The organism is Oceanimonas smirnovii ATCC BAA-899 (assembly GCF_000381965.1).
Lineage (GTDB): Bacteria > Pseudomonadota > Gammaproteobacteria > Enterobacterales > Aeromonadaceae > Oceanimonas > Oceanimonas smirnovii.
The window spans coordinates 52407-64270 of sequence record NZ_KB908467.1; the positions used below are offsets into that span (position 1 = coordinate 52407).

At 57.4% G+C, this 11864-nt stretch carries 12 protein-coding genes; 11 read left to right on the forward strand and 1 reads right to left on the reverse strand.

Annotation, left to right across the window (positions count from 1 at the left end):
• Positions 1 to 67 precede the first annotated feature (67 nt).
• On the reverse strand, positions 68 to 1420 hold the full coding sequence (gene gdhA / locus G364_RS0113410) for an NADP-specific glutamate dehydrogenase (RefSeq protein WP_019935662.1): 1353 nt from the start codon (positions 1418 to 1420) through the stop codon (positions 68 to 70).
• 228 nt (positions 1421 to 1648) lie between these two features.
• Between gdhA and gspE the strand changes: the two genes are divergently transcribed.
• Genes gspE through gspD form a run of 11 tightly spaced genes read left to right on the forward strand, consistent with a single transcriptional unit; the run spans position 1649 to position 11689 of the window.
• Positions 1649 to 3361 carry a type II secretion system ATPase GspE gene (gene gspE, locus G364_RS0113415; RefSeq protein ID WP_019935663.1) on the forward strand — a complete coding sequence of 571 codons (1713 nt, stop codon included), beginning with the start codon at positions 1649 to 1651 and terminating at the stop codon, positions 3359 to 3361.
• Position 3362: 1 nt separating this feature from the next.
• Complete coding sequence (locus G364_RS0113420) at positions 3363 to 4583, forward strand: type II secretion system F family protein (RefSeq protein WP_019935664.1); 1221 nt, start codon at positions 3363 to 3365, stop codon at positions 4581 to 4583.
• A gap of 10 nt (positions 4584 to 4593) precedes the next feature.
• The gene (gspG, locus tag G364_RS0113425) at positions 4594 to 5022 is read left to right on the forward strand and encodes a type II secretion system major pseudopilin GspG (protein ID WP_019935665.1); all 429 of its coding nucleotides are present in this window, start codon (positions 4594 to 4596) and stop codon (positions 5020 to 5022) included.
• Positions 4991 to 5446 carry a GspH/FimT family pseudopilin gene (locus G364_RS0113430; RefSeq protein ID WP_019935666.1) on the forward strand — a complete coding sequence of 152 codons (456 nt, stop codon included), beginning with the start codon at positions 4991 to 4993 and terminating at the stop codon, positions 5444 to 5446. The genes gspG and G364_RS0113430 overlap by 32 nt, the downstream gene beginning before the upstream one ends.
• Positions 5439 to 5840: a type IV pilus modification PilV family protein gene (locus tag G364_RS0113435; RefSeq protein ID WP_019935667.1), complete on the forward strand. Its 402-nt coding sequence runs from the start codon at positions 5439 to 5441 to the stop codon at positions 5838 to 5840. Before G364_RS0113430 ends, G364_RS0113435 begins: the two co-directional genes overlap by 8 nt.
• Positions 5837 to 6511 (forward strand): prepilin-type N-terminal cleavage/methylation domain-containing protein, encoded by a 675-nt coding sequence (locus tag G364_RS0113440; RefSeq protein WP_019935668.1) that lies wholly within the window; start codon positions 5837 to 5839, stop codon positions 6509 to 6511. The genes G364_RS0113435 and G364_RS0113440 overlap by 4 nt, the downstream gene beginning before the upstream one ends.
• Entirely contained in the window at positions 6489 to 7430 is a 942-nt protein-coding gene (locus G364_RS0113445) for a type II secretion system minor pseudopilin (RefSeq protein WP_019935669.1), read from the forward strand. The genes G364_RS0113440 and G364_RS0113445 overlap by 23 nt, the downstream gene beginning before the upstream one ends.
• Positions 7412 to 8485, forward strand: a complete 1074-nt coding sequence (locus G364_RS0113450; protein WP_019935670.1) for a PilN domain-containing protein — start codon at positions 7412 to 7414, stop codon at positions 8483 to 8485. Before G364_RS0113445 ends, G364_RS0113450 begins: the two co-directional genes overlap by 19 nt.
• Positions 8482 to 9090, forward strand: a complete 609-nt coding sequence (gene gspM / locus G364_RS0113455) for a type II secretion system protein GspM (RefSeq protein ID WP_019935671.1) — start codon at positions 8482 to 8484, stop codon at positions 9088 to 9090. The genes G364_RS0113450 and gspM overlap by 4 nt, the downstream gene beginning before the upstream one ends.
• Positions 9087 to 9608, forward strand: a complete 522-nt coding sequence (locus G364_RS0113460) for a type II secretion system protein N (RefSeq protein ID WP_019935672.1) — start codon at positions 9087 to 9089, stop codon at positions 9606 to 9608. The genes gspM and G364_RS0113460 overlap by 4 nt, the downstream gene beginning before the upstream one ends.
• A complete protein-coding gene (gene gspD / locus G364_RS0113465) occupies positions 9605 to 11689 on the forward strand; it encodes a type II secretion system secretin GspD (RefSeq protein ID WP_019935673.1) in 2085 nt (694 codons plus the stop codon). The genes G364_RS0113460 and gspD overlap by 4 nt, the downstream gene beginning before the upstream one ends.
• Positions 11690 to 11864: the final 175 nt, after the last annotated feature.

Below are 11864 nucleotides of genomic sequence, written 5' to 3' on the forward strand. Positions count from 1 at the left end.
AACAGAGAAAAAATAAAAGCCCGGTCTGCCGGGCCTTTAGACGTTACGCTGGTGAGGGGGGGTCGTGTTACACCACGCCCTGCTCAATCATGGCATCGGCTACCTTGCGGAAACCGGCAATGTTGGCACCCAGCACCAGGTTGTGGGGCTCACCGAATTCAGCAGCCGTTTCGCTGGCGTTCAGGAAGATGTTCTTCATGATCACTTTCAGCTTCTCGTCCACTTCTTCAAAGCTCCAGCGCTGCATGCTGGCGTTCTGCGCCATTTCCAGCTGACTGGTGGCCACACCACCGGCGTTGGCAGCTTTGCCCGGGCCGTAGCTGATTTTGGCATCCAGGAACACTTCTACCGCATCCTGAGTGGATGGCATATTGGCGCCTTCAGATACTCCAATCACACCGTTGGCAACCAGTGCCTTGGCGTCGGCTTCAGACAGCTCATTCTGGGTGGCACAGGGGAAGGCCAGCTGAGCCGGTATACGCCATACTGCATTACCATCGGCCGGATAGTCGGCGGCAGGAATGAACTTGGCTTCCGGGTGAGCAGCAACGTATTCGTTCAGACGAACCTTGCGTACTTCCTTCAGTTCTTTCAGCGTATCCAGGTTGATACCGGTTTCGTGATATACGGTACCACTGGAGTCTGAACAGGTCACCGGAACAGCACCCAGCTGATACAGCTTCTCAATGGTGTAAATGGCTACGTTACCGGCACCGGACACCAGACAGCGCTTGCCGGCCAGAGTGTCGCCTTTGGCTTCGAGCATATACTGAGCGAAGTACACACAACCGTAACCGGTGGCTTCCTTACGCACCAGAGAACCGCCCCACAGCAGGCTCTTGCCGGTGAACACGCCGTCGTAGTTGCCGGTCAGGCGCTTGTACTGGCCGAACATATAGCCAATTTCACGGGCACCCACGCCGATATCGCCGGCGGGCACGTCAGTGGTCGGGCCGATGTGGCGGTACAGTTCATTGATGAAGGACTGGCAGAAGCGCATGATTTCGCCGTCGGATTTGCCCTTGGGATCAAAGTTGGCACCACCTTTACCACCACCGATGGGCAGACCGGTAAGGGCATTTTTGAAAATCTGTTCAAAGCCCAGGAACTTGATAATGCCGGCGTTTACGCTGGGGTGGAAACGCAGACCGCCCTTGTACGGGCCAAGCGCCGAGTTGAACTCGATGCGGTAACCTTTGTTAACCTGCACGTTGCCCTGATCGTCAACCCAGGGAACCCGGAACATGATCTGGCGCTCAGGCTCAACCATGCGCTCAATGATGGCGTGTTTCTGGTACTTCTCGTTGGTTTCGAGAATGGGCTGCAGGGAGTCGAGCACTTCCTCTACGGCTTGATAAAACTCTGCTTGTGCCGGGCTGGTCTTCTGCAGTCTGACAATGGTGTCATGAATATACGTCACGATGTCTTCCTTGTTATTGTTTCTAAACCTCTATCGGGGTTGCATCTTTACGAGACCCCGTACTATTGAAATATGGCTCCGCTCTCGGGTCAATGACTAATTTTCAAATACATATACTAAAAAGAAGAATATTTATGCTCTCTTAGAACTTTGAGGCAGATCACACCCTGCTGACACCGCTCTGACAAGCGGTCTATGCTTGTACAAGCATACCAAGAGGCAAACGATATGGATGTCTGTGAATCGCTGCCGGAGCGGGATCAGGCTCTTGGCGTTAAACTCGTGGAACAGGGGCTGATAACCGACAAAGAACTGAGCCGGCTGGCACGCATGCAGGAAGGACAAGCTGATGCGGTTTCTCTTATTCGTTTATTGCTTAACCTGGGCATGATATCGGAACGGGAGCTGGCGCGGACACTGGCTGAACAGCACGACTTACCCCTTACCGATAACAGCCAATACCCTCTTTCTCCTCCTCTCGACAAGCCCCTGCCCTACCGCTTTCTTAAAGAACACCATCTGGTGCCCTTGCATCAGCACGACAATACCCTGGTGCTGGCCATGGTTGATCCGGGAGACCATTTTTCTCTGCAGGCCATGACCATGCTCTGCGGTCAGGCAGTGCGAGCTCAGGTGGGTATCAATTCGGAAATTGATGCGGCCATTGAGCGGCTTTATGGCGAAGGCCAGAGCAAAATAGGAGATATTCTGTCGGCAGTACAGGAAGAGGAAGAAACCGAAGAACACATCGCCCAGCTGAAAGACATGGCCAGCGAGGCCCCGGTGATCCGGCTGGTTAACCAGCTGGTTCAAAAAGCCGTTGAGCTGAGAGCATCGGATATTCACGTTGAGCCGTTTGAACACCGGCTCAACATTCGTTACCGCATCGACGGTGTGCTGCAACAAGGCGAGGCACCGCCGGTAACCATGACTCCCGCCATCATCTCCCGCATCAAGATACTTGCCCGGCTCAATATTGCCGAGCGCCGTCTGCCTCAGGACGGCCGCATTGAGCTGCGGGTGCAGGGCCAGGATCTCGATATTCGTGTCTCCACCGTGCCTACCATGCATGGTGAAAGCCTGGTCATGCGTCTGCTTAACCGGGAAAGCGTAGTGCTCGACTTCGACGCTTTGGGTTTTGCCGGTGATACCCGCTCCAGGCTGCAGCAGGTGCTGGCCATTCCTCACGGTGTCTTGCTGGTAACCGGCCCCACCGGCAGCGGTAAAACCACCACCCTGTACACGGCTCTGAACCGGCTTAACACCACCGAACGCAAGCTGATCACGGTAGAAGACCCGGTCGAATATCAGATGGAAGGAATCAACCAGATCCATGTTAAACCGGCTATTGGTCTGACCTTTGCCAGCGCCCTGCGTGCCATTGTGCGGCAGGATCCGGATGTCATTATGGTGGGGGAAATGCGGGATCTGGAAACTGCCCGCATCTGTGTGCAGTCGGCCCTTACCGGCCACCTGGTGCTGTCGACACTGCACACCAACGATGCAGCCAGCAGCGTCACCCGCTTACTGGAAATGGGAGTAGAAGACTACCTGCTTACCTCGACCCTCAACGGGGTAGTAGGACAACGTCTGATCCGGGTGCTGTGTCCTCACTGCAAAGAGCGCTATGAGCCACTGCCGGAACTTGTTCGCGAGCTGAAACTGGAGCCGCTGAATCCCGGCGAGCCGGTATGGCTGTATCAGCCTGTGGGCTGCGAGCACTGCGCGCGGACCGGTTACCACGGCAGGCTGGCCATTCAGGAACTGCTGGTGATGAACGACGATATTCGCAAGCTGGTGCTCAGTCATGCCGATGCCGGTCAGATCCAGCGGGCTGCGGTAGCGGCGGGCATGCGTACCATGTATGGCGATGGCCTGCTCAAAGTCCGGCAAGGGATCACCAATGTGGAAGAGGTGATTCGGGTCACCCAGGAGGCCTGAAATGGCGCTGTTTCACTTTAAGGCCGTCAGCCAGAGCGGTGAAGAGCAGGAAGGCCGGCTGGAAGGGGCCGATCAGCAGGCGATTGTGTTGCAACTGCAGCAACGGGGGTTGATCCCCATCAGGGTAGAGCCCGCCGGTGAGCACAGCACCGGGCTGCTGGGCAAAAAAATAAGCCTGGGGCGCAGCCACATCGGTGAACGCCATATACAGGCTCTGACGCAAGATCTGGCTGCCCTGCTGAAGGCCGGGGTTCCGCTGGAGCGGGCTCTCGCTATCATGATCCAGGTGCGCAGCCACCATGATGATACCCGCCTGCTCAGCCGGATTCGTGAAGGCATACAGCGAGGCCAGGCACTGTCGGTGGTGCTGGCAGAGCAGAACGCCGGCTTCTCGCCGTTTTATCTCAACATGATCCGGGCTGCCGAAATTTCGGGCAATCTGGATCAGGGACTGGCCGATCTTGCGCAATACCTTGAACGCAGCCGGCTGCTCAGGGAAAAGGCGCTTTCAGCACTGATTTATCCGCTGATCCTGCTGCTGGTCTCCGGTGCCTCGCTGCTGATCATTCTGACTTATGTGATTCCTCAGTTTCAGCAGCTTTTCGCCGACATGGGCCAGGCCATGCCTCTGCCTACCCGCATCGTCATCAGCAGTGCCGACTTTATTAAACGCTTTGGCCTCTGGCTGCTGCTGGGTCTGCTGCTGGTGCTGCTTTACGCCCGCCGCCGGCTGCACGAGCCGGGTGTGCGTCTGGCCTGGCACCGGCTGCTGTTGCGGCTGCCGCTGGCCGGACCGCTGATCCAACGACTGGAGGTAGCACGCTTTACCCGCAGCCTGGGTACGCTGATGAAAGGCGGCGTGCCTCTGCTTGGAGCGCTCGATATTGCCCGTCAGACCCTGAGCAACCAGCTGCTGATGGAAGTGCTGGCGAAAGCTGCCAGCGAGCTGAAAGAAGGCAAGCGTCTGGCAGAGCCGCTGCAGGCTTCAGGCCAGTTTCCACCACTGGCAATACAGATGATTCGGGTTGGCGAAGAAACCGGCCAGCTTGAAGACATGTTGCTCAAGGTAGCCGACACCTATGACCGGGAAGTAGAAAACACAATTCAGCGCTTACTGACCATACTCGAGCCGGTGCTGATTCTGGGGCTGGGGGTACTGATTGCCGGCATTATTATTTCCATGCTGGTCGCCATTCTCAGCATTAACGAATTGCCTGTATAGGGAGGCAGACGTGCGTTACTTACATCAACCTTACAAATCTGGTTTTACTCTGCTTGAGTTGTTGGTCGTGCTGGTCATACTTGGCTTGCTGGCAAGCCTGGCCGGCCCTCAGGTATTACGCCAGCTGGGCGGATCCAAGACCAAAACGGCTTCGCTGCAAATCAAGGAACTGAGCACTGCGCTGGACTTATACCGGCTGGAAGTAGGCCGCCATCCCAGTACGGGGGAAGGCCTTGAGGCACTGATCAGTGCGCCTGCCGGAGCCAAGGGCTGGAATGGCCCCTATCTCAACAAAAAATCCATACCGCAGGATCCCTGGGGCAACGATTATCAGTATCGGGCTCCCGGCCAGCATGGCGAGTTTGATCTGTTCAGCCTGGGTTCTGATAACCAGCAGGGAGGCTCTGGTGAGGCACAGGACGTGGTCAGCTGGGAATAATGCCGGCTTTACCCTGCTGGAACTGCTGGTGGTGTTAACCATTGCCACTCTGGCACTGACAGTGGCGCTGCCCCGTTTTGCTGCCTTATTGCCCAGCGCTGAACTGAAAAGCTACAGCCGGCAAACCGCTGCCCTGCTGCGCCTGGCACGCAGCCAGGCCGTAGCTACCGGCAACGTGGTCACCCTGACCCTGAATAACGAGCAGCAGCAAACCCGGTTGTCTGGGCAAACCAAACCCCATGCCTGGCCTGCTGGTATCACGCTGAGCCTGAGCGGCACACAAACCGGACCGGATGAGGCAGCCACACTGGAATTTTATCCCGACGGCGCCAGCAGCGGCGGAACTGTTCGTGTCGCCAGCGACCGTCAGCAATTTCTTATTCAGGTGGACTGGCTCACCGGCAGAGTATATTTCAATGACTAGCCTGCCTTACGGTTATCGCCAGAGCGGTTTTACCCTGCTGGAAGTGCTGGTGGCCTTTGCCGTACTCACCATCACCCTTGGGGTTTTGCTTAATATTTTCTCGCTGGCGATAAAAACCTCGCAAACAGCGCAGGACCAGCAAACCGCCATGCTGCTGGCAGAATCAAAAATGGCAGAGCTGGATGCCGGTAACGCTTTGCGCCCCGGCACAGAGCGGGGGGAATTTAATGACCGTTTTAACTGGGAAACCCGCATTGAAGAGTTTAACAGCACAACCCTGATGGATAACCAGTCCATGCTGTTACCTTACCGGCTGTCGGTGGTGGTGAGCTGGGACGAGCATCGCCGTTATGAGCTTGCCACTCTGAGACTGGTCCGCACGGAGGCCCAATGACGCGCGTGCACGGCTTTACCTTGGTGGAGCTCATGGTAGCCCTGAGTCTGCTGGCTCTGCTGGCCGGACTCATGTTTGGTGGCTTCCGCATCGCCAGCCAAACCTGGCAGAGCGTGGAAGAGCACAACAATGCCCTGAGTGAAACCGTGCAGGCCCAGCGCTTTTTGCGCAAGCTGCTGGCACGCAGTGAAGCCCGCTCGGTGCCGGAAACCCGGAATACCTCGCTGCTCTCTTTTCAGGGGGATGCGCAATCGCTGCTCTTTCTCTCCGCCCTGCCCCGGCGCAACAGCCGGGTCAGTGAAACCGCCTGGTTTTACCTGGCACTGGACGACACCAATCCGGATTTTCCCAGACTGGTACTGAAAACCAAGGCTCTGACCGGGCTGGAAAAAACCACCCCGGAGCAGCCTGAAATCACCTTTGACTGGTATCAGCTGGTAGACGACTTTCAGCGCCCTGAGGGCATACCTGCACTGCTTACCCTGCCTGCAAACGCGCTTCAGCTGCATTATCTGCCTCAGGAACAAGACGGCCTGCAACCGGACTGGCAGCAAGACTGGCAACAGCAGGATGCCCTGCCAGCGCTGATCAAGCTGCAACTGGAGGATGACTGGCCACCCTTGGTGGTCTCACCCGGAGAACAGCGCAATGCCATTAAACAAATACAGTAACCAGACAGGCATCGCCCTGGTCAGTGTGCTGTGGCTGCTGTTGCTGCTGACAGTGCTGGCATCGGGGCTGTCAGTCAACAGCCGCAACCAGGCCCGGCAAAGTGGCAACATCGCCATCGCCTCACAACTGCAGCAAGGAGCCGATGCCGGCCTGCAGCTGGCGCTTCTGGCGCTGGCACAACCGGCTGACCAGCAACCCTGGCTGGCTGATGGCAGCCCTTATGTTATGCCCTTCGAAAAAATGGAATTGCGTATTGCGCTGTTCAACGAAAGCGGACGCATCGACCTGAATACTGCCGGCACGGAACTGCTTAACGGTCTGCTGGCCACCGCAGAACCCGATGATGCGCTGCGCGACCGCCTGACAGACGCCATTATGGACTGGCGTGACGGTGATGATCTGCGCCGGCTTAATGGTGCCGAACTGGATGATTATCTGGCTGCCGGACTCGACTATGGTCCTGCCAACGCGCCTTTCTCGTCTGTAGAAGAATTACAGCAGGTGCTGGAAATGACACCGCAGCTGTACCGCAAAATCCGCCACAGCCTGACCCTGCGCAATCCGCGCCGGGGCGTTAATCCCCAGTTTGCTCCCCGTCAGGTATTGCTGGCTCTGCCCGGCGTCAGTGAAGCCACGGTGGATCAGTTTATTGAAGACAGGCGAGCCCGCTTTGAAGCAGGTCAGCCGCCTCCGACTACTGATTTGTTTCCTCAGGAGCTGCTTGCTCGCGGCCCCCCCGGAGTCAACTACACTATTCATACGGAAGCCCGCATAACAACAGCATATCGCTACCGGCTTACTGCCAGCCTGCTTAACCGGCAAGGCCGGCCCTTGATACTCAATGCGGAGCAGGAATTTATTCCGCTGTTTAACGATATTGCCCCTGACGGAGGCACCCTATGGATGGGGAGCGATTAACCCGGGTTATTGGCCAGTATGGCCGTCAACTGTCAGCGCTGATGCAGCGGTTTTGGCATTGGTGGAGCGGGCAGCTGCTCGACATGCTGCCACCTCAGCTGCGCCGGCGGTTGTTGCACCCGGGCCAGCAGCTTTGTATCTATGTCATGCAAGAGCAGTTTCAGCTGCAGCTGCTGCCCGATGGTCAGCTTCAGCCCCTCGGAGACATACCGACAGCACAGCAACAACAGCTGCAGCAGCAGGTCACCCACACCCGGCTGTGTCTGCCTGACAGCGAGATGCTGTTAACCACGCTTATCCTGCCGGCAGCGACAGCAGACAACCTGGAAAGTGTGCTTCGCTTTGAAATGGACCGGCACACTCCCTTTACTGCCGAACAGGTATATTTTGGCTTTTCCGTCGCGCCTCGGGAAAAAAACAGCCAGCATATCCAGGTGACCTTATTACTGGCATCCAAAGAACGCACGGACGCTTATCTTGCCGATCTGGCAGGGCGGGGGCTGTATCCGGCCACCCTGTGTCATGCAGAGCACTCCAGTGCTCCTTCCATTGCTCTGCCCGTTTCACGGCACGCCAGCCAGGGTGGCAGCCGTCGAAAAAGCCTGAGCAGCGCCCTGGTACTGGTTATGCTGTTTTTACTTATCGCCGTGCCTCTTTATCACCGCCAGAACCGCATCGAGAATCTGACGACAGAGCTGGACCAGCCTCGCCAGCGGGCAGAGCAAACCGCCGCGCTCAAGCGAGAACTGAATGCCCTTCAGGACAGCCGTGACTTTCTGAGTCTGAAGCGCGCTGAGCGCATTCCCACCCTGTCGCTGCTGGACGAGCTGACACGCACGCTGCCCGATCATACCTGGCTTAGCCGGCTGGAGCTGGAAAGCGGGACCATTCAGATCCGCGGAGAGTCGGCCAATGCCTCTGAGCTGATTGGCCTGCTGGAAAATACCACCTGGTTTTCCGATGTCCGCTTCAGCTCGCCGATCACCAGTAACCCGGCCACCAATAAAGACCGATTCATGATTAGCGCCCGCCTGAATGAAGGAGATGCGCCATGAACCTGTCTGCCCGACAACAAAAACTGGCTGCCCTGGGTCTGCTGGTACTGGTTGTACTGCTGATATTCAGCCTGTTCATCAGCCCGCTGTTCAGTTTGTTCTGGCGTCAGGGGGAGCGGCTGAAGCAGCTGGAAGGCCAGCTTGAGCGCTATCAGCGTCTGGCCAGTGAGCTGGAACGGACCGAACAACAGCTGCAGCAACTCAGGGCAGCCACTCCCGATGATAACCTCTACCTGCCCGAGCAACGGCCGGCTCTGGCCCAGGCCTGGCTGCAGCAGCACCTTAACCGGGTGGTAGCCAGAAACGGTGGGCAGCTGGTCAGTATTCAGAACGCACCGGCCGGCAGCGGTATACCGCTGCCGGAAGTGATGTTGCGTATACACTTGCGTAACGAACTGAGCGAGCTGGTACCACTGATACATGAACTGGAATCGGGCACCCCTGCACTGTTTATTCAGGATCTGGTGATCACCGCCTCACCCCGCCAGACACGCATTCGCAGCAACCGGATAGTAACTCGCCGGCAAAGTGCCCAGGTTCGGGAAATGCCGTCACTGGATGTGCGCTTTAATCTGCTGGGCTATACCCGACAGGAGGCTCCATGATGCATCGGTTCTGGCTTCTGTTGCTGATACTGTGGCTGCCTGCTGCGCTGGCGCAAACCGGCGCTCCCGGCTATCCACCCCTGGAGCAGTTTGACGACATGATTGAACGGCCGCTGTTTAACGCCACCAGGCGACCCAGGGCAAATGAAAGCGACAATGACACTCTGAGCGAAAGCGCGGCTGAAATGCGGGAAAAATGGCGATTGAGCGGCGTAGTGTGGGAGAACAACCAACAGCTGGCGCTGTTCAGCGAACGAGAGGGTGATGCCCGGGAACGCATTCGTACCGGCATGTATCTGGATGGTAACTGGCAACTGGAAGAAATTACCGAAGACAGCGTTACTCTTACCGATGAAGGCCAGCGTCTGAGGCTTGAGCTGTGGGAGCCCAGGGAACCTTCAACCCGGCCTCTTCCGGCACCTGAAGAGCCACAAAATGAAGAACAGGCACCAGAGCGAAAAACCGACAACGGCGGCGAGCCGGCAACCGAACAGGGACGTAACGGGGAGTCATCATGAGCAAGTTCTGTTTACCACATTGGCTTGGCACCGGCCTGATATGCACTCTGCTGGTTGCCTGCACCACCCCCACCGGCGACCGGCCCGCTCTCGACAAACCCTGGGGTAAAAGCAGGGCCAGCAGCAGCTATGATCCGGTCAGGCTGCCTGTCAGTGAGCGCCCGGCAGACCGGCTGCCAGCCAGCCTGACTACAGCCCCGGGCACAGCACCGGCTGCCCGCAGTGAAATTTACCGTGGCTCAGGCAACTTTATGCGCCTCGCTCAGGCTGAGCAGCCCCAGTCATCAGCACCGGGCGATGTGACTCTCAACTTTCAGGGCTCCGACATTGCCGAAGTGGTCAAAACCATACTGGGCGACATATTGCAGCTCAATTACTCCCTCGATGAGCGGGTGCGCGGCCAGGTTTACCTGCAAACCAACCGCCCCATCAGCCAGGATGATCTCTTGCCTACCCTGGAAAGCCTGCTGCAAACCCACGGTGCCGCCCTGGTACACAGCAATGGCCTGTTTAACGTGGTCCCCGCCGGCGAAGTGCCGGCATCGGCACTGAACCCCCGGCTGGCCCCCACCGCCGAGCGCGGTTACCAGATGCTGATTTTGCCGCTGCGCTACATAGGCGCCCAGGAAATGGAAAAAATCCTGGAGCCGGTCAAGCCCCGTCAGGGAACCATGATGGTAGATCCCAGACGTAACCTGATCACTCTGGTGGGCACCCGGGACGAACTCACCAACATTCGTGACACCGTCAACCTGTTTGATGTAGACCAGCTGCGTGGCATGTCGGTGGGGCTGTTCCGGCTGCAGGCCAGCAGTGCCGATGTGATTGCCAGCGAGCTGCAGGCCATTTTTGGAGACGAGGCCGAGGGGCCGCTGGCCGGTATGGTGCGCTATCTGCCCATAGAGCGCCTGAACGCCCTGCTGGTGATAACACCTCAGGAGCGCTATCTCACCGATGCCAGAGTATGGATACAGCGGCTGGACCGGGCCGAGAATCCCCGGGGCCTGAACATGTATGTATATCATGTACAAAACGGCAAGGCCGATCACCTGGCCGAGCTGCTTAACCAGCTGTTCGACAGTCAGCGCCGCAACAGCGCCGGCTCGCCTCTGCCACCGGCAGCCAGCAATACCGAAGAAGGCAGCCCGGTACAGATTGCCACCGGTATTAACGCCGCCAACCTGGATGTGGGCGAAGTCAGCGTGATCGCCGACACCGAGCGCAACGCTCTGGTGGTGATGGCCGCCAGCGCCGACTACGAGAAAGTAGAGCAGGCCATCAAGCGGCTGGATCAGCTGCCGCTGCAGGTACTGGTGGAAGCCACCATAGTGGAAGTGAGTCTGGAAGACGAACTGCGCTACGGCCTGCAATGGTATTTTAAAAACAACCTGGGCAATGGTTATACCGGTGCCGGTGGGCTGGGTCCCATTCCTATCCCGACTGCCGATAGCCTGGCGGCAGCCAGCGCCAGCTATGAAGTATTCAGCGCGGCGGGCACACGGGCCCTGCTCACCGCACTGGCCAGTGATTCCAAGGTGAATGTCATATCTTCGCCTTCGCTGATGGTGCTCGACAACCAGAAAGCGCTAATCAGAGTAGGGGATCAGGTGCCTATCCGTACTTCAGAAACGACCAATCTCAACAGCGATGTAGGCAACGTCACCAGCACCATTCAGTATCGCGATACCGGTGTGCTGCTGGAAGTCACCCCACGGGTCAACGCCGGTGGCATGGTGGTGCTGGAACTGGTGCAGGAAGTCAACGATGTGGCCACCACCACCAGCTCCAACATTCAGTCTCCCACCATTACTCAGCGCAAAATCGACACCCGGGTAGCAATACAGAGTGGCGAGACCCTGGTGCTGGGCGGCCTGATTCGCGAAAACACAACCCGCGACAGCCAGGGCATACCCGGCATTCGCCATGTGCCGGTGCTGGGCTGGCTGTTTGGCAGCAGCGGCACCAACACCCGGCGCACCGAGCTGGTGGTGCTGATCACGCCCACTGCGGTAGCCAATGCCATTGATGCCCGCGCCGTGACTCAGGAATATCGCAGCAAGCTGCAGCAGGTGGCCATGTAGCAACAAAGCCTATTGTCTGTCTTTCCATAAGGTGTATCAAATATGATACACCTTTTTAGCTTTTATATATCACTGAAATTGAAGGAGTTCATTCAAAAAGCTCAATCATCTTGTTCCAGAAACATGACAGATAAAAACAGAACACTCTCCCCTATTAAATAAACTCCTTCATTTT

What these genes read in the sequence shown, in the direction of transcription:
- gspM (WP_019935671.1), top strand. Translation starts at nt 8,482, where the DNA reads ATGAACCTGTCTGCCCGACAACAAAAACTGGCTGCCCTGGGTCTGCTG.
- G364_RS0113440 (WP_019935668.1), top strand. Translation starts at nt 5,837, where the DNA reads ATGACGCGCGTGCACGGCTTTACCTTGGTGGAGCTCATGGTAGCCCTG.
- gspD (WP_019935673.1), top strand. Translation starts at nt 9,605, where the DNA reads ATGAGCAAGTTCTGTTTACCACATTGGCTTGGCACCGGCCTGATATGC.
- G364_RS0113420 (WP_019935664.1), top strand. Translation starts at nt 3,363, where the DNA reads ATGGCGCTGTTTCACTTTAAGGCCGTCAGCCAGAGCGGTGAAGAGCAG.
- G364_RS0113435 (WP_019935667.1), top strand. Translation starts at nt 5,439, where the DNA reads ATGACTAGCCTGCCTTACGGTTATCGCCAGAGCGGTTTTACCCTGCTG.
- gspE (WP_019935663.1), top strand. Translation starts at nt 1,649, where the DNA reads ATGGATGTCTGTGAATCGCTGCCGGAGCGGGATCAGGCTCTTGGCGTT.
- G364_RS0113450 (WP_019935670.1), top strand. Translation starts at nt 7,412, where the DNA reads ATGGATGGGGAGCGATTAACCCGGGTTATTGGCCAGTATGGCCGTCAA.
- G364_RS0113445 (WP_019935669.1), top strand. Translation starts at nt 6,489, where the DNA reads ATGCCATTAAACAAATACAGTAACCAGACAGGCATCGCCCTGGTCAGT.
- G364_RS0113460 (WP_019935672.1), top strand. Translation starts at nt 9,087, where the DNA reads ATGATGCATCGGTTCTGGCTTCTGTTGCTGATACTGTGGCTGCCTGCT.